Source organism: Alcaligenes endophyticus (assembly GCF_026344035.1).
GTDB lineage: Bacteria > Pseudomonadota > Gammaproteobacteria > Burkholderiales > Burkholderiaceae_B > Alcaligenes > Alcaligenes endophyticus.
The window spans coordinates 277,974-295,588 of the sequence record NZ_JAPKND010000004.1; the positions used below are offsets into that span (position 1 = coordinate 277,974).

A 17,615-nucleotide genomic window follows, 5' to 3' on the forward strand; every position below is an offset into this window, starting at 1 on the left:
CTGGCGTTACTCTAAACTAATACCACCTTTGGTCACCACTTCAGCAGCCCAGTCGAACTGCTCTTTAATTTCTTTGCCGAACTCTTCTGGCGTATTGCCTGAAGGCGATGCACCTTGTTTGGCTAATGCCTCAATGACTGCTGGCTTTTTCAACGCTTCTGCGGCAGCTGCATGAAGTTTTTGCACAATCGCGTCTGGTGTACCTTTAGGGGCCAACAAACCATACCAAGCAGGGCTGTTTAACTCGGGATAACCTTCTTCTGCCAAGGTAGGCACATCAGGCAGTAAGGCTAAGCGCTCAGGCCAAGAAATCGCCATAGCGCGTAAATTCCCGCCTTGGATCTGTGCCATGGAGCTAGGTAGATTATCAAACATGATATTAATTTGACCGCCTACCGCATCGGTCACCGCCGGGCCAGCACCGCGATATGGAACGTGAATAACATCCGTATCGGTAGATTGTTTAAATGCTTCACCAAATAAGTGTAAGACCGAACAAGTACCCGAACTACCATACGTGTAAGTACCTGGATTCTTTTTCAGCTCAGCAACAAATTCTTTAAAGTTTGCGGCAGGGAACTTAGGGTTAACTTCAATGACGTTAGGTAAATTAGCAAAGTTCGTAACAGGAATAAAATCTTCCAACGGCTTATAAGGTAAGTCGTCAGGACGACATGCAGGATTTACCGCTAAGGTAGATATGGTAGCTATCGATAAAGTATAACCATCGGGTTTAGCTCGAGCAGCCTCGGCCGCTCCGATTGCTCCACCTGCCCCTGCCTTGTTTTCAACCACCATGGGTTGCCCTAAAATCTCACCCATCTCTCGGGTGACGATACGGGTTACGATATCTGTTGAGCCACCGGGCGCAAAGGGCACGATAACGCGGATAGCATGGTTAGGATAATTATCCGCGGCTGTAGCAGCAAGCGGGGTAACGCCGACCGCTGCAACTGTTGCACATAGGGATAACAATGCGAATTTTCGTTTCATTATTGACATTGATCGGGTCTCCACAAAACAATTAAAAATACCTTCCCCGGGGGAAAACCTCATCATAATAGCTCAGGCTTTAGACAACAGCGTTAAATATCACACTCTTTATTAATAACAAATCATTTACCCTTAAACGCTTTAAGCATCAATAGTTTAATCATGCCAGCCATTTTACAACTCATCGCACCCGATTTTTTATTGATAGGCTTAGGTTGGCTCTTATTACATTACCTACATTTTCCCGCTGATTTTTTTCGTTCTTTAGAGAAGTTGGTCTACTACGTGCTCTTTCCTGCGCTGTTGTTTTCTTCCCTAACCCAAACTCAATGGAGCTTAAGCGAAGCTAGCTGGCTCTTACTTGCCGTATTAACGGTAATTCTATGCGCCGTAGGGTTATCGTGGCTGGCACAGCCTTTTTTAAAGCCCGATGCACGCTCTATGGGCTCCATTGCCCAATGCGGGTTTCGTTTTAATACTTATCTTGGCTTATCTTTAGCGCAAGCAATTGGCGGCGCTCAAGGTGCTGCAGCCATGGCTTTATTGGTAGGGTTTGGTGTCCCTCTATGCAATATGGCGGCAGTTAGCGGTTTGGCTCGGGGGCGGGGGAAGCGACGTATGTTCCAGGCAATGGCAAAAAACCCGCTTATTCTTGCCACATTATTAGGGATGATCTGGAATCTAGGACGACTGCCCATTCCAGGCCCCTTTGCGATCAGCTTAAGCCGTTTAGGCGCCTGCGCCTTAGGTATAGGACTACTTTGCGTAGGCGCTACGCTTTCTTTGCAAGGGGCGCGCGCGCACCAAAAGCTGATAATCTGGATAAATGCCGTAAAATTGTTGGCCATGCCGGCCTTAGCATTACTCTTAGCCTACGCCATGCAGCTTAATTTGATCGAAAGCCAAATGCTCTTGCTTTACTGTGCGCTACCTACGGCCTCGTCTGCCCATGTACTGGCCGCACAAATGCAAGGCGATGCAAAATTGGTCGCATTAACCATGTCTCTAGGTACATTATCGGCGATCCTTACTATACCTTTATGGCTACACATCTTTAACTGGATTTTTCAATAACTCCCCGTCATGAGCTCCACAACACTCCAATTACATTTAGCGGATGAAGAGGCCACCAACGCTCTGGCACAACAGTTGGCACCTCTCGTAGCTGGACACACACACGAGGTGGCCATGGGCGGCCGAATTCACCTTCATGGTGAACTGGGTGCAGGAAAGACACACTTTGTCCGTGCCCTCCTCCAAGCGGTTGGCGTAAGCGGTCGAATTAAAAGTCCAAGCTACGCATTGCTTGAAAGTTATAAAGTTTCTAGCTTATACTGCTATCACCTTGATTTTTATAGATTTAGCGACGCTCGTGAATGGTTAGATGCTGGTTTTCGTGACATTTTGCAAGAAGACGCACTCGTTCTGATTGAATGGCCCGAAAAAGCAGGTAATTTGCTACCGCCACCCGATCTGGATTTACATCTGGATTACGCGCAAGAAGGACGTCGAGCCACCCTGCATGCACGCAGCACAAAAGGAAAGATATGGATAAGCAGACTCAACCCCAGCAGGCCACGTTAGGCAAATCTGCTCAGGTACGTCGCCGCGTTCTTACCGGTGCGACCACGCTACTTCTAGTGCCTGTTATCCCCAAGCTCGCTCATGCTAGTACCATCGTAGCGGTACGTACTTGGCCCGCCAACGAATACACCCGGGTAACACTCGAGATGGACAGCGAATTAAAAGCTGAACATTTCACACTAGAGAACCCGCATCGTATGGTGGTAGATATAGAAGGACTGACCTTAGACCGTGCTATGCAAGAGCTGGTCTCTAAAGTGCGGCCTAACGACCCCTATATTAATTCCATCCGTGTAGGACAAAATAAGCCCGATGTCGTGCGTTTAGTCATCGATCTTAAACAATCTATTGCACCCCAAGTTTTTACGCTTAAGCCTATAGGGGAATACAAATATCGTTTGGTGCTTGACCTGTACCCGCGCGTCGCGCAGGATCCGCTCTTGGCTTTGCAACTCCAAAACGAAGACGATCCGCTTGCTGCCGTGCTAGAGAACTTAGCGCAAAACTCGCCTGACGTCCCTGTGCCAAGCGTCAAAGGACAGTCCTTACCGCCAGTAGCCAAACCAAGCCCTGCACCCGCACCTGCTCCAAGCCTGCCCCGTGGCACGGCCAACCGACCTATTCTCATTGCACTGGATCCTGGGCATGGTGGCGAAGACCCTGGTGCTATTGGCCCCGCAGGCACCCGCGAAAAAGATGTAGTGCTGAATATCGCCCGCCGGCTCAAGCGATTGATCGACGCCCAACCAAATATGCGTGCTTACATGACCCGTGATGCCGATTTTTTTGTGCCGTTAGGGGTGCGTGTCCAAAAAGCACGACGGGTCAAAGCGGATCTGTTCGTCAGCATACACGCCGATGCCTGGATCAAGCCCTCGGCCCGTGGATCCTCTATTTACGCCTTATCACAAAATGGTGCCACAAGTTCTGCTGCACGCTGGTTAGCGCAAAAAGAAAACGATGCTGACTTAATCGGCGGGGTAAACCTGGGTTCACAAAATCGCCAAGTCGCCCAAATTTTGCTGGATTTATCTACCGCCGCACAAATTACAGACTCAGTAAACGTGGGGACACGCATTCTTAGCGAAGTAGGCAAGATTAACCGCCTACATAAACGTCAAGTAGAACGAGCTGGTTTTGCCGTACTCCGCGCGCCCGATATTCCCTCTGTTTTGGTAGAAACGGCATTCATTAGCAACCCTCAGGAAGAGCAGCTATTGCGTAGCCCCGCACACCAAGACAAAATCGCGCAGGCGATGCTCACGGGCATACGTGGCTACTTTGCAGAAAATCCTGCCTTAGCTAACCGCGCTTAAGCGCGGTGGTTATCAGGCTGCCTAAGCCAGCAGCCTGATACGGTGGGGCATACCGTAGCGTGTATCAGTGTTGTACCTTACGCTTTACCAACAGCTTCCAAAGGCCACCAACTACCACTGGCACTGCCGCTGCACTAATTCCTATTAACACAATAGTATTCAGGTGCTCTTTAATAATTGGCACATTACCAAAAAAGTAACCCAGGGTAATGAGACTTCCCACCCACAGCACAGCACCACTAACGTTATACAACTGAAAGCGCAATGGATTCATTCGTGCAACCCCTGCAACAAATGGTGCGAAAGTTCTAAAAATGGGCAAAAAACGGGACATTACCAATGTTTTTCCACCGTGTTTCTCGTAAAAGGCGTGCGTCTTAATCAACGCTTTTCGGTCCAGAAAACGGGATTCAGTCGTGAACACTTTAGGTCCAATATAGCGGCCTACGTAATAATTAACGGTATTTCCCGTGATTGCCGCAACGATGAGCACCATCGCCAACAGAACCGGATCGAGCATGCCATTGGCACCAAAGGCACCAGCAATAAACAACAAGGAGTCACCAGGTAAAAATGGCAATACAATCAACCCCGTTTCACCAAACACGATGGCCGATAAAATGACATAGATCCATGCTCCATACATTTGTACCCACATGCCCAAGTGTTGGTCAATGTTAAGGATCATATTCAGAATTTCAGGCATACATACACCAAATAAGAACAGCTTGGTCATCAAGCTGACCACACGCTGAAAGACAACAAAATAGTAGAATAACAGGCTATTGCTATAAAAATACGCCATCCTGCGCAACAATAGCCATACAGGTTCAAGTCATAATCATGTCAGAACGACGCTCTATTATCCCCCTACCCGAGTTACTCGTCAGTCAAATCGCAGCAGGCGAAGTCATTGAACGCCCTGCTTCGGTACTCAAGGAACTCCTAGAGAACGCTATTGATGCGGGTGCTAGCGCCATTGAAATCCGATTAGACGGCGGCGGCATTCGCCGCATTTGTGTTAGTGACGATGGCCACGGTATTAGCAAAGATGAATTGTCATTAGCCCTGACACAACACGCGACCAGCAAAATTCGCAGCTTGGACGAGTTAGAGGCCGTGGCTTCCATGGGGTTTCGCGGAGAAGCCTTGCCCTCCATTGCATCGGTAGCCCGCCTGAACCTGCACTCACGCACCGAGGCGGACGAACACGCTTGGCAATTTAGTCTGGGCAAGCAGGCACCTGAGCCCTCTTCGGGCCAAATAGGTACTCAAGTAGACGTGCGTCAGCTATTTGATGACATCCCTGCCCGTCGTAAATTCTTGCGCGCTGAACCCACTGAACTAGCCCACTGCATTAGCGCGCTGGAACGTATTGCTTTAGCTCAACCGCACATTGCTTTTCGTGTCTTTCACAATGACAAGGCTTATCGCAACTGGCGTGCAGGCCCGCTTCAGCAACGCTTGCTCGACATTCTAGGACAGGAATTCATTGAGCAATGCCTTCCAGTTGCGCGCGAGCAAGGTTTGATTAAATTACGTGGCCTGATTGTTCATCCTGCACATGCCAAAGTACGTAGCGACAGGCAGTTTCTATTCATTAATGGCCGTTTTGTGCGTGACCGTGGCGTCAGTCATGCTATTCGGACCGCTTACAAAGATGTTCTACACGGTGATCGGCTGGCCACCTATGTTCTTTTTTTAGACGTCGACCCCGCCACTTTGGACGTGAATGTGCATCCCGCTAAACACGAGGTACGATTTCGAGACGGTGGCGCGGTCTACCAGTTTGTCTTATCAACTCTGAACGAAGTGCTCGCCCAAGGGCAAACCACTGATACTCATATTGCCGATATTCCACGGCCAGAAGGCTCACCCGCCCCGGCATCGTCGCCTTTGTCATCCACCCCACTAGACGTAGATGCCTACCCTGCCTTAACAGCGGCCTCTACGACCCAATATTCTGGCACCCCCATGCCACGCTTCCAAAGCCCTTTACACCTGCATGACTCAGGCTCTACGAACGCAAACTGGCAATCCTTATATAAGCCTCTTCCCGACGCTTCAACGGCTTCTCAAGGTGAAGATGTACGCGGGCAGCCCATTGAAAGTGCACCAGAAGCGCATCCTTTAGGGATGGCATTGGCACAACTGCATGGCATTTACATACTGTCTCAAACACGCCACGGTATGATCTTAGTGGACATGCACGCAGCCCATGAGCGTGTGGTGTACGAACAGCTCAAACTGGCTATGGACGGCCAACCCCTTCCTTGCCAAGAACTCCTGGTTCCGGTGGTTTTTCAGGCTAGCGAAACAGACGTAGCCCTGGTTGAAGAGTTTGCCAGCACCCTAAGCGAACTAGGACTTGATATACGGGCCACTGGCCCACAGACTTTAGTCGTGCGTGCAGTGCCTAATCTGTTGGCACAAGGAGATATCGAGGCATTGGCACGTGGCATCTTACGTGACTTAAGCCTGATGGGCAGCTCACGCTATCTGGAAGAAAAACGTAATGAGCTCCTTTCTACCATGGCATGCCACGGCTCTGTGCGCGCCAATCGAAAACTGAGTTTGCCCGAAATGGATGCTTTATTACGCCAAATGGAACAAACCGACAGGGCCGATTTGTGTAATCATGGCCGGCCTACTTGGTTTCACTGGAAACTGAGCGATTTAGATAAACTTTTTATGCGTGGACAATGAAGGCTATCCCTGTTTTATGTCTTGCTGGCCCCACTGCTAGCGGCAAAAGCGCCAGTTCACAATTGCTCGCACAGCACTGGCCCATCGAAATTATCGTGATGGACTCGGCCACCATTTACCGTGGTATGGACATCGGCACGGCGAAACCCAGCGCCACCGAACAAGCTCTTTGTCCGCACCACTTGCTGGACATACGTGACCCCGCTGAGAGTTACTCGGCGGCACAGTTTGCGGCAGACGCTACGCGGCTGATAAAGGATATTAAACAACGAGGACGCTATCCTTTGCTTTGCGGTGGCACGATGTTGTATTACAAAGCCCTGCGTGAAGGCTTAAACGACTTACCTCAAGCAGACCCTGCACTACGGCAGGAGCTAGATCAACGCGCCCAGGAAATTGGCTGGCCCGGTATGCATGAAGAGCTATCACGTGTAGATCCTAGTACAGCGGAACGGCTGGCTCCTAACGATAGCCAGCGTGTACAGCGTGCTCTAGAGGTGTTTTACAGTAGTGGCAAGCCCATGAGTGCATGGCTACGTGAACAAACACGACAGCACAGCACAGAACAGTACATAACCCTTAGTCTAGAGCCCACTGATCGCTCATGGTTACACGCCCGTATTGCACAACGCTATCACGCCATGCTGAATCAAGGTTTGCTGCAAGAAGTACAGGCATTGCACCAACGGGCTGATTTACATCCTGGCCTGCCATCAATCCGATGCGTGGGATACCGGCAACTATGGTCGTACCTAGAAGGGCAGGTGGATCTAAACACGGCAGTGGAACAAGCAATTGCGGCTACGCGGCAATTAGCGAAACGCCAGCTAACATGGTTACGCTCCGAGCCAGAGCGTTTACCCTTCGAGTGTGAGGCGCAGGATACTCCTGGTCGCATTCTTACCACGGTAAAAAACTATTGGCCGCAGTAAAAAGCCACTCACCTGCAGTAACAACGAACTCAACAGACAGTCCAGACAATAAAAAAGGCAGCGTGAACGCTGCCTTTAATTTAGGGAAGACTACAAAAAGCGTCAGGAAATCTGCGTCTGATGCTGACTCTCTTGGCGTTCAATAATTTCACCCAAAGAGTAAACAGTTTCACCCTGCTCACTAAGCGTAGCGCTGATAGCCTCGGCCTGCTCGGCAGGAACCACAATAATCATTCCAATACCGCAATTAAAGACACGGTACATTTCTTCATCGGCCACATTACCGTTCTCTTGCAACCATTGAAATAAAGGAGGCAAGGTCCAAGCACTGCGATGCAAACGAGCAGCCAAATGAGCTTGCAAAATACGTGGCACATTCTCCAGCAATCCGCCGCCAGTAATATGCGCTAAGCCTTTAATATCTTTGCCATGTTTGGCCAAAGCGGCAAGCACTGACTTCACATAAATACGGGTGGGCGCCATCACTACATCCGCCAAGGTGCGGCCATCGAGCTCTTGGGTAGGATGTGCGTTAGCATGACGCAAAATTTTCCTAATTAAAGAGTAACCGTTGGAGTGAGCACCGCTAGAGGCCAAGCCCAGCACGACATCCCCTACAACGATACTTTTGCCATCAATGATCTGAGCTTTTTCAACCGCGCCAACGGCAAAGCCAGCTAGGTCATACTCACCCTCAGGATACATGCCTGGCATTTCGGCTGTTTCACCACCAATGAGCGCACAACCCGCTTGCGCACAACCCTCTGCAATTCCGGCTACCACTTGCGCTGCCGTGTCAACCGCCAATTTGCCACACGCGAAGTAATCCAGAAAGTACAGGGGCTCAGCACCTTGAACTAGAATATCATTAACACTCATGGCAACGAGGTCAATACCTACAGTGTCATGGCGTTGCCAATCAAAGGCCAAACGCAACTTGGTCCCTACGCCGTCCGTTCCGGACACCAACACAGGTTGCTTTAGATGCGCAGGCAGTTCGAATAGGGCACCAAAGCCACCTATGCCTGCCATAACGCCGGGGCGCATAGTACGTGCTGCCAGAGGTTTGATACGATCGATTAGGGCGTCACCTGCATCGATATCGACTCCTGCATCACGATAGGTCAGGGATACGGAAGAATTGTTTTTCATGAGAAAAGCCGTGAGATATATGTAAAAATTGCGAGTTGGACGAAATTGTACGACACATGAGCGAGCAACTGATTCTGGATATTTCGCCAGCACCGCCTTGTTCACTGGAAAATTTTATTGCCGGTGAGAATAAAGCGGCCCTGGAAGCACTGTACCAGTGCGTACCCGGTAGGGCGATATACCTATGGGGTGCGCCCGGTGTAGGCCGTACTCACCTGCTTCTAGCGATGGCCGGTAAGGACCATACTTGCTATTTTAATGCAGAAGACCCTCCTGCACGCATTCATCGTATCGCTACTGATGACAATATGCCCTATCGCCTTATCGCAATTGATGATATTGACCTCTTTAGCAAGAATGGCCAAGCTGCAGTATTTGCCCTGTACAATCGATGGCGTGCCACGGCAACAACTGCTGGTCACTTTGCTCTTGTTGTCGCTGGCAACCGCGCCCCGTTGTCTTTATCCATCCGTGAAGACTTACGCACACGCTTAGGCTGGGATCTTGTGTTCCGATTGGTGCACCTGTCAGATAAGCACCGTGCTGAAGCTATGCAACAACGGGCACGTGAACGCGGACTGCAACTGCAAACTGAAGTCGTCAACTGGATACTGACCCATTACGCTCGCGATATGAATAGACTTACCGCCTTAGTTGATGCCCTGGATACTTACTCACTGGTAAAGAAACGTCCCATCACTTTACCTCTACTTAAAGAATTATTGGCGTACAGCCAACCCTCTGAGCCTTGATCCCTCTGCCATGACAGCCACCCCTTTTCTTGCTTTATTTGACTTAGACCACACTCTTATCCCCCTAGATAGCGATTATCAATGGGCTGACTTTCTTGCCCGTAGCGGCCGAGCAGGTGATCCTGCCGAGGCCATACGCCGCAACGAAGAGCTAATGGATCAGTACAACGCCGGAGTCCTCAGTGCTACCGAATCAGCCGAATTTTTATTGGGTTTGCTTACCCAAGGTACCCAAGAGGAACTGCTAAGCTGGCAACAAGAATTCATGCAGTCGATTATTCTTCCTGCCATACAAGCACCTGCGCTAGAACTGCTTGCTAAGCATAAAAAGCAGGGACATTTAGTAGCCATTGTCACGGCAACCAACGAGTTCGTCACTCGTCCGATCGCCGATGCTTTAGGTGTAGAGCACCTGATTGCCACTATCCCCGAACAGCACAATGGGCGTTACACTGGTAAAATCCAAGGCGTACCCAGTTTTCAAGCTGGAAAAATTACTCGTGTCCAAGATTGGCTTGCAGGCTTGGGCCTCAGTCTAGACGGCTTTGAGCGGTGCTGGTTTTATAGCGACTCACCCAACGATTTACCCTTAATGGACGTGGTAAGCGACCCGGTTGCCACCAACCCCAGTGAATCATTGCGCAGCATTGCTCAAGAACGCGGCTGGCCTATATTGGACTTATTCGCTGACATGATGGATAGCAAATCCTAAACGCATTCATGCTTAAACAAACAATAAAAACATTCGTGGCTCGTCTCTTGGGCCCTTCTACCCGCCAAACCGGCTTGAAACGTTACACCCAAGAGCAACACGGCATAGATAAACGCATGGTTTCACGGCATGCCGTTAAGGTATGCGAAGTACTTCGAGACCACGGTTACGAAGCTTATATAGTCGGTGGTGCCGTACGCGACCTTATCATAGGGCTAGAGCCCAAAGACTTTGACGTGGCAACCAATGCCACGCCAGAGCAAATTCGACCACTATTTCGACGTGCTCGCATCATCGGTCGCCGCTTCCGTTTAGTGCATGTGGTGTTTGGCCAAGAAATTATCGAAACCTCTACCTTCCGTGCTGGGGACGACGCCAAGCAAACTGACGAGCACGGGCGTATCTTGCGCGACAATGAATTCGGCTCCCTAGAGGACGATGCTGCTCGACGCGACTTCACGCTCAATGCTCTGTACTACGACCCCCTCAGTGAGACCGTAGTCGACTACTATAACGGCGTCCAAGATCTGAAAAATAATCTTGTCCGTATTATTGGCGTAGCTGAGACGCGTTACCGCGAAGACCCTGTACGGATGCTACGTGCGATACGCTTCGCCGCCAAACTAGACGCCCAAATCGAAAGCAGCACGAATGCTCCTATTAAAAAACTAGCACCACTGATCGAAAACGTACCTGAATCTCGACTTTTTGACGAAACCATTAAGCTACTAAGCTGTGGGCATGCCATGAATTGCCTTACACGGTTGCAAGCTCACGGTCTGCACAGCAAGTTGCTGCCCATGCTGGATCCCGTTATCGCCTTACCTGACGGTAAAGAATTTTTAAGCATGGCCTTGGCGCGTACCGACAGCCGTATACGCACCGGTAAAAGTAGCAGCCCAAGCTTTATTTATGCTAGCTTGCTGTGGAAACTGGTGCGCCATAACTGGCAAGCCCGAATCGAACAAGGTGAGCCGACCCAGCCAGCCTTGGTGAGTGCAGCAGACGAAGTGATCGAGCAACAAAGCCGCATCATGAGCATACAAAAGCGCTTTCAAAGCGATATGCGTGAGATCTGGTTTATGCAACCCCGTTTCGAACGCATTAATAACCGTGCTATCTGGCGCATGATCGAACAAGCACGCTTTCGCGCAGCGGTTGATTTCCTTCAATTACGAGCTGAAGCTAAGGAAGTTGATAGCGTCATGGCTCAATGGTGGATGGATCTAGCTAATGCTAACGACGACACACGTCTACAAATGATTGAGCAACGCAGCAGTCCCCGTAGCACCGTTGGTACTCGTCGTCGCCGCACCCGCAAACGCCCTACCCATAAGCTACAGAGCCCATCATGAGCCAAACACTCGCCTACGTTGCCCTAGGCGCCAATCTTGGCGATCCAATAGAAACTTTACTGCTGGCAATCGATGACTTACGTGCCCTAGCGACCAAGCAGCAACTGGAACTCTCTGATTTTTATCGCACTGCCCCCCTTGATGCTGGCGGCCCTGACTACATCAATGCCGTAGTCCGTTTTACAACGGAATTACCTGCGTTAGTCTTGCTACATGCGCTACAAAAAATAGAAAACCAGCATGGCCGTATACGTAGTGAAAAAAATGCACCACGCACCTTAGATTTGGACTTATTACTGTACGGGCACGAGCAGCATGCTACCGAAGAGCTGCACGTCCCCCACCCGCGCATGCATGAGCGCGCTTTCGTGCTTTACCCCTTAGCCGATTTAGCCCCAGATATGGTTCTTGCTCAAGGCCCCTTAAGTACCTTGCTTGAGCACGTCGCAGGACAAGAGATCGAGGCCTTAGGCTGGGCTGACGACGAAGACGATCTCTAGCTCTAGGCACATATCCGCCTATACTACATAAAAAACGCTCCACACCCTACAAGAGGTGGAGCGTTAAGCTATGCTATGCTGTAGCTGGAAGCAAAACGTCTTAAGCAAGCTTTTGCAAGGTTTGACCGACCGCATTAAATAGACGATCGAAATCCTCGGGGGTGCTGGTAAACGGCGGCCCAAACTGCAGGGTATCGCCACCAAAGCGTACATAGAACCCTTGCTCCCATAAAGCCAAACCTGCCTCAAAAGGACGAATAGCAGCATCACCATCTCGTGGAGCCAACTGGATCGCACCAGCCAAACCAATATTACGTATATCCACGATGTGCGGGCTGCATCGCAGTTCATGCAGTTTGGCTTCAAAAACTGGGGCTAACTCTTGTACACGCTGCACCAAATGATCTTGTTCAAAAATATCCAACGCGGCCAACGCGGCCGCACACGCTACGGGGTGTGCCGAATACGTGTACCCATGACCAAACTCCACGGCGTGTAACGGTAGGTCTTGCTGCATAAAGGTTTGATAGATATGCTGAGAAGCCACCACCGCCCCCATAGGAATGGCGCCGTTAGTAAGTTGCTTGGCTAAGGTCATGAGATCAGGTTTAACGCCAAAATAAGCGGCTCCTGTTGTTGCTCCCAAGCGGCCAAAACCAGTGATCACCTCATCAAAGATAAGCAAAATGTTATGTTGATCACAAATTTGGCGTAAACGCTGCAAATACCCTTGCGGAGGCACCAATACTCCCGCTGAGCCTGACACTGGCTCTACCATAACCGCTGCTATCGTAGAGGCATCATGCAACTCGATAAGCTTGAGCAGTTCATCAGCCAGATCAACCCCACCTGTTTGCGGAATGCCGCGGGTATAAGCACAATCAGCTTGCAAGGTGTGGGGCAAATGATCCGCATCTAGCAACTGCCCGAACATCTTTCTATTACCGCCTATTCCGCCTAGGCTAGTCCCCGCCACGTTCACACCATGGTAACCGCGGGCGCGCCCAATAAAGCGCGTCTTGCTCGCTTGCCCTTTCAAGCGCCAATATGCACGCACCATCTTGACGACCGTATCGGTGCACTCAGAGCCCGAATTAGTAAAAAACACATGATCCAAGCCATCGGGCATGAACCCAGTAATTTTTTCGGCTAAACGAAAAGACAATGGATGTCCAAACTGAAAGCCTGGCGCGTAGTCCAAGGTACCTAGCTGCTGGCTTACCGCCGCTTGTATCTCGCTGCGGCTGTGCCCTGCCCCGCAGGTCCATAAGCCCGATAAGCTATCGTAAATTTGCCGGCCCGACTGATCATAGAGCCAGTTTCCTTTGGCACCAACAATCAACCGGGGATCCTGCTGAAACTGACGGTTGGCGCTAAACGGCATCCAATGCGCTTGCAGATTTAAACTTTGCGCCAGCGATGGCGCCTCGTGAACGGGATAATTCATCTACGTCTCCTCACTCTTACACTGACCAAGTTATTAAGCATAGTATAGGCAAGCCATTAAACAAGTAAAATACGTATTCACTTAACATTAGTTATTAAAATACTCACCTAATGAAGACAAACCGCCCCCTCTCTCAAGTGACTGATTTTGACTTGCGTCTGCTACGTGTTTTTAAAGCCGTCGCGCAGGTAGGTAGCTTTGCAGCGGCAGAAAGTATTCTGGGCATTAGTCGCTCAGCGATTAGTCTACACATGAAGGATTTAGAGAAGCGTTTAGGTATACGTCTTTGCCAGCGCGGCAGAGCTGGCTTCGCCCTCACCGATGAAGGGCGTACAGTGTTACAGGCAATTGATACTCTACTAATGGCCGTGGGCGACTTTCGCAATGAAATTAATCAACTGCATCAAAGCTTACGCGGCACACTCAATATAGGTATTATCAATAACCTCGTGACAGAACATCGTATGCATGTCACCGAGGCCTTACGAGCTCTACGGGCACAAAGTAATCAAATCCACATTAACATTTCGATGAGTACCCCTGAAGATATTGAGCTGGGCCTATTAGACGGACGCCTGCATGCCGGAGTGATCCCCTTCATTCAACCCTTACAAGGACTAAAATATTTACCTTTGTATGAGGAACCTCATCATCTTTATTGTAGTGATCAACACCCCTTATTTGCGCAAGCCCAGCATATTAATCCTGCCGAACTACGCGGTGTTGCCAGCGTCGTACCTAGTTATAGGCTACCGGCGGAAACCTTTGAGTTGCTACAACAACTAGAACAAGCCGCCACCGCCACCGACCGAGAGGGCATTGCCTTTTTAATTCTTACCGGCGACTATGTAGGCTTTTTACCGAGTCACTTGGCTCAAACTTGGGTAGAGCAAGACAAAATGAGAGCGCTCGCCCCACAACACATGCACTTTGCCTTACCCCTAGCCGTGGCTGTGCGCCAAGCGGGTCGACAAAATCTTTTAATTGATGCATTTTTAGAAGCCCTAACCGCCTATTGATACGCTCTGCTTGCTACTCAAACTGGCTGCGCAAGCGATGCGCCAAATCATGGCACAATAAAACATGAACGCGCTCAAATAAGTGCAAACCTAAACGTAATCATGACGCCAGATACCTTCCTCTACTTTATCTGGCCCACCTAGACACCAACATGCCTGCTAGTCACTTTACGTTCGTTCCCGAACGCGATAAAAAAAAACAAGGGTCTCTCACGGAGCAAATCGAAACAAGTATCACGCTAGCGATCCAAGAACGTCGCTTACGGCCTGGTATGGCTCTGCCCTCCATACGTAAATTTGCTCAACAATACGACATCAGCACTTTTACCGTAGCGAATGCCTATAGTCGTTTAGTGACTAAAGGCTGGCTAAGTGCCAAAGCGGGATCTGCCTATCGGGTTGCTCACAAGCCTCGAACCTCTCAGGTATATGCACTACAGCACTGGCAAGCCCCGAAGCTGGACCAAGGTTGGCTGCTCTCTGATATTTTTGCCGACCAATCTATTCCGGTGAAAGCCGGCTGCGGTTGGCTACCCAACGAATGGTTAGAGCAATTAGGTCTGACGCAAGCGTTTAGAGAGCTCGCTACTATAAATGCCAAGCTTTTAACCAGTTATGGCCATCCTTATGGGTACACCCCTCTTAGAGAGCAAATTTGCGCCGAGATGCATCAGCATGGGCTTCGCGCCGAACGCCATAATGTAGTCATGACTCGTGGTGCCACCGAAGCTATTGACCTAACCATACGTAGTTTGCTGCGGCCCGGCGAAACCGTGATTGTCGAGGCTCCTTGTTATGCCAACCTATTACACATGCTACGCATGGCAGGCTTACGCGTCATCAGCGTTCCTCGTACTACTGAAGGTGTAGATGTCCAGCTCTTGGCAGAGCAGATTAAAACCTATCAGCCCCGCGCCATCTGTATCAATACCGTATTGCAGAACCCTACCGGCTCCAGCATGAACCATGCGAATGCTTTAGGCTTGCTCAAATTGCTCAAGCAGCATGACATGCTACTGATAGAAGATGACGTATCCCGCGAACTCCTGCCCGGTGCGGGCCCCCTACTAGCCACGCTAGAAGGGCTGGAAAAAGTTATTTATATAGGTGGGTACTCTAAAAGCGTCAGCCCTTCCATGCGCGTAGGCTATGTAGTGGCATCAACCGAGCTAGCTCGACAGTTAGTACACACCAAAATGGCAGTAGGTTTAACGTCCCCTGAAATTATGGAGCGTGTGGTGCTGTCCATTATTCAGTCCTCGAACTACCCAGAACACTTACAGCATTTACGCAGCCGCCTCCAAGAGGCACATATCCAGGTAATGCGGCTCATGGATGAGCGAAATTTCCAGATTTTTGAGCGGCCAAAAGCCGGCTTATTTTTGTGGGCTAAGCCACCGGAAACAGCCTCACCAACAGGGGCTAATAATCTAACACAAGCGGCACTTGATGATGGTATTTGGCTGGCGCCCGGATCGTATTTTGATAGCCAAGAGAAAGACAGTACATGGATGCGTTTTCATGTAGGTTACTCACATCATCCAAAACTCTGGCAGTTTTTAGACCATAGACTCGCCAAGTGTCGTACCCCTGCCTAAGCCCTACACTTAGACAGGGATGGCATTGCTTACAAGGGATCTAAAGGAAAAATAGGACGACGTACATGCTTGAACTCCAACTGGGAGTAATCCGAGGTGCATACCCCCAAGCCGGCGCACTCAATCACCTGCTGCGCCAATTCGCCAAAGCCGGCACGCCAGTGTACGCGGCTTTTTAAAACGACATATTTTTTCATGTAAGGGTCAACGCCTACTGAAAGTAAGCAACTCAAATCAAATGGCTCTTGATGCTCCGAGATTAAAACGATCTCAACCTTACCTGTATCCAACACGACGGTAGGCCCAGTGTTGTTCTCTACCCCCTTATACATAGGCCCACGATTGCGGTAGCGCCCGTTAAAAATCATTTTCACCCGCCCTGTGACCTCCACAGGATGACTAGGCTCGGTCAGCGCAGGCATCGCCGTCTTGCCTCCTAACATCAGCGTGACCTCTGCATCTATTCCTGCCGAGATTGCTTGCTGTACGGCCTCAGGATCGTAAATAGCGTAAAACACGGCATTTTCCAACCCTTGCCGCAGCACCTCTGCCAGCACTGCCGTTGTGTCCATCGTGCCTCCCGAGGCACTGTTATCGTAGTGATCTAGCAGAACAACTGGACCGGACTCTATTTGCTTAGCGCGTGCCACCGACTCCGCTAAAGGCTCAATCTGAAAGACAAAATCATGACGTGCCTCCCAGGCTTGCTGCAAAAGTGCATCGCATACCGATTGCGCTTTTGCAGCCTGCGCATCCGTGCACACAACCACTCCTAACCCTGCATGATGAATGTCGGCATTGGGAAAACCGACAAATAAAGAGGCTGCCAGTACTTCTTGTTTCTGCTCTAAGTCGATGCAACGGGCCTGCAAGGACTTATTTGGCTCCATATGGGTTCCCTGTTGCATCACATGCGGTAGCATCGGCTTAGTCCCCCATGCCAACACTGGCGCGATTTCCCCGCGGATCGTTCGCACTAACAACTGAGCGCAGCGAAACCCCGCATCGTACATATCGACATGAGGATAGGTGTGGTATCCCGTTAACACCGTGGCATTACTGACCATGTTTTCATACAAATTAGTATGCATATCCAACGTAACACCAATCGGTGTGTGCGGATCTAACTCACGAATGCGGCGCAGCAATTCGCCTTCCGCATCTTCGAGGCTCTCCGTTACCATCGCACCATGCAAATCTAATAAAATACCGTCATAGCCGCCTTGCTGTACTGCGTCCAGAATATGGCGTAGCAATTGCTCGTAGGTTTCATCACTTACCGGCCCGCTTGGCCAAGATTCAGCCGCCAACGCTATATCAATCTCAGCACCCTGTTGCTGGGCAAGATCAATAAACCCACCCAGCCCACTACCGGTGCCGGTGTAAATTTCCAATGCATAGGCACCCGTGTGTACGTGCGGATCATATTTAAAAAACCGCTGAAACGGTGTTTCCACCGGTGAAAAAGTATTGGTTTCATGCTTCAGCATGGCCATTAACAAACGCATAACTGTCTCCGACATCAATTATTTTTGATGATTTATTTTCC

At 50.0% G+C, this 17,615-nt stretch carries 16 protein-coding genes; 11 read left to right on the top strand and 5 right to left on the bottom strand.

What is annotated here, in order from left to right:
* Positions 1-6 precede the first annotated feature (6 nt).
* A complete protein-coding gene (locus tag OSH01_RS09645; protein WP_376918076.1) occupies positions 7-993 on the bottom strand; it encodes a tripartite tricarboxylate transporter substrate binding protein BugE in 987 nt (328 codons plus the stop codon).
* A 162-nt stretch (positions 994-1,155) separates the two neighbouring features.
* Between OSH01_RS09645 and OSH01_RS09650 the strand changes: the two genes are divergently transcribed.
* The 3 genes from OSH01_RS09650 to OSH01_RS09660 are packed head-to-tail and all read left to right on the top strand — an operon-like array spanning position 1,156 to position 3,893.
* Positions 1,156-2,067, top strand: a complete 912-nt coding sequence (locus OSH01_RS09650) for an AEC family transporter (RefSeq protein ID WP_266123880.1) — start codon at positions 1,156-1,158, stop codon at positions 2,065-2,067.
* Positions 2,068-2,076: 9 nt separating this feature from the next.
* Positions 2,077-2,577: a tRNA (adenosine(37)-N6)-threonylcarbamoyltransferase complex ATPase subunit type 1 TsaE gene (gene tsaE, locus OSH01_RS09655; protein ID WP_266123881.1), complete on the top strand. Its 501-nt coding sequence runs from the start codon at positions 2,077-2,079 to the stop codon at positions 2,575-2,577.
* Entirely contained in the window at positions 2,541-3,893 is a 1,353-nt protein-coding gene (locus OSH01_RS09660) for an N-acetylmuramoyl-L-alanine amidase (protein WP_266123882.1), read from the top strand. The genes tsaE and OSH01_RS09660 overlap by 37 nt, the downstream gene beginning before the upstream one ends.
* Positions 3,894-3,957: 64 nt before the next feature.
* Here OSH01_RS09660 and OSH01_RS09665 read toward each other — a convergent pair whose 3' ends face one another.
* Entirely contained in the window at positions 3,958-4,599 is a 642-nt protein-coding gene (locus OSH01_RS09665; protein ID WP_266123883.1) for a VTT domain-containing protein, read from the bottom strand.
* A 137-nt stretch (positions 4,600-4,736) separates the two neighbouring features.
* Here OSH01_RS09665 and mutL point away from each other — a divergent pair, with 137 nt between their 5' ends.
* Positions 4,737-6,599 (top strand): DNA mismatch repair endonuclease MutL, encoded by a 1,863-nt coding sequence (gene mutL / locus OSH01_RS09670; protein ID WP_266123884.1) that lies wholly within the window; start codon positions 4,737-4,739, stop codon positions 6,597-6,599.
* Complete coding sequence (gene miaA, locus OSH01_RS09675; protein ID WP_266123885.1) at positions 6,596-7,531, top strand: tRNA (adenosine(37)-N6)-dimethylallyltransferase MiaA; 936 nt, start codon at positions 6,596-6,598, stop codon at positions 7,529-7,531. The genes mutL and miaA overlap by 4 nt, the downstream gene beginning before the upstream one ends.
* Before the next feature lie 102 nt (positions 7,532-7,633).
* Here the strand turns inward: miaA and purM are convergent, their stop codons facing one another.
* Positions 7,634-8,683 carry a phosphoribosylformylglycinamidine cyclo-ligase gene (gene purM, locus OSH01_RS09680; protein WP_266123886.1) on the bottom strand — a complete coding sequence of 350 codons (1,050 nt, stop codon included), beginning with the start codon at positions 8,681-8,683 and terminating at the stop codon, positions 7,634-7,636.
* 56 nt (positions 8,684-8,739) lie between these two features.
* Here purM and hda point away from each other — a divergent pair, with 56 nt between their 5' ends.
* Genes hda through folK form a run of 4 tightly spaced genes read left to right on the top strand, consistent with a single transcriptional unit; the run spans position 8,740 to position 12,002 of the window.
* Positions 8,740-9,435: a DnaA regulatory inactivator Hda gene (gene hda, locus OSH01_RS09685; protein ID WP_266123887.1), complete on the top strand. Its 696-nt coding sequence runs from the start codon at positions 8,740-8,742 to the stop codon at positions 9,433-9,435.
* 10 nt (positions 9,436-9,445) lie between these two features.
* On the top strand, positions 9,446-10,147 hold the full coding sequence (locus tag OSH01_RS09690) for an HAD family hydrolase (RefSeq protein WP_266123888.1): 702 nt from the start codon (positions 9,446-9,448) through the stop codon (positions 10,145-10,147).
* 8 nt (positions 10,148-10,155) lie between these two features.
* Positions 10,156-11,502: a polynucleotide adenylyltransferase PcnB gene (gene pcnB / locus OSH01_RS09695; protein WP_266123889.1), complete on the top strand. Its 1,347-nt coding sequence runs from the start codon at positions 10,156-10,158 to the stop codon at positions 11,500-11,502.
* Complete coding sequence (gene folK, locus OSH01_RS09700) at positions 11,499-12,002, top strand: 2-amino-4-hydroxy-6-hydroxymethyldihydropteridine diphosphokinase (protein ID WP_266123890.1); 504 nt, start codon at positions 11,499-11,501, stop codon at positions 12,000-12,002. Before pcnB ends, folK begins: the two co-directional genes overlap by 4 nt.
* Positions 12,003-12,102: 100 nt before the next feature.
* Here the strand turns inward: folK and OSH01_RS09705 are convergent, their stop codons facing one another.
* Positions 12,103-13,449: an aspartate aminotransferase family protein gene (locus OSH01_RS09705; RefSeq protein ID WP_266123891.1), complete on the bottom strand. Its 1,347-nt coding sequence runs from the start codon at positions 13,447-13,449 to the stop codon at positions 12,103-12,105.
* A 110-nt stretch (positions 13,450-13,559) separates the two neighbouring features.
* On the opposite strand from OSH01_RS09705, the gene OSH01_RS09710 reads away from it, so the two are divergent.
* Together OSH01_RS09710 and OSH01_RS09715 are read left to right on the top strand one after the other, a co-directional pair.
* Positions 13,560-14,468, top strand: a complete 909-nt coding sequence (locus OSH01_RS09710) for a LysR family transcriptional regulator (protein WP_266123892.1) — start codon at positions 13,560-13,562, stop codon at positions 14,466-14,468.
* 152 nt (positions 14,469-14,620) lie between these two features.
* Entirely contained in the window at positions 14,621-16,066 is a 1,446-nt protein-coding gene (locus OSH01_RS09715) for an aminotransferase-like domain-containing protein (protein ID WP_266123893.1), read from the top strand.
* Between the two features lie 29 nt (positions 16,067-16,095).
* On the opposite strand, the gene OSH01_RS09720 is transcribed toward OSH01_RS09715, so the two are convergent.
* Complete coding sequence (locus OSH01_RS09720) at positions 16,096-17,574, bottom strand: M81 family metallopeptidase (protein ID WP_266123894.1); 1,479 nt, start codon at positions 17,572-17,574, stop codon at positions 16,096-16,098.
* Positions 17,575-17,615: the final 41 nt, after the last annotated feature.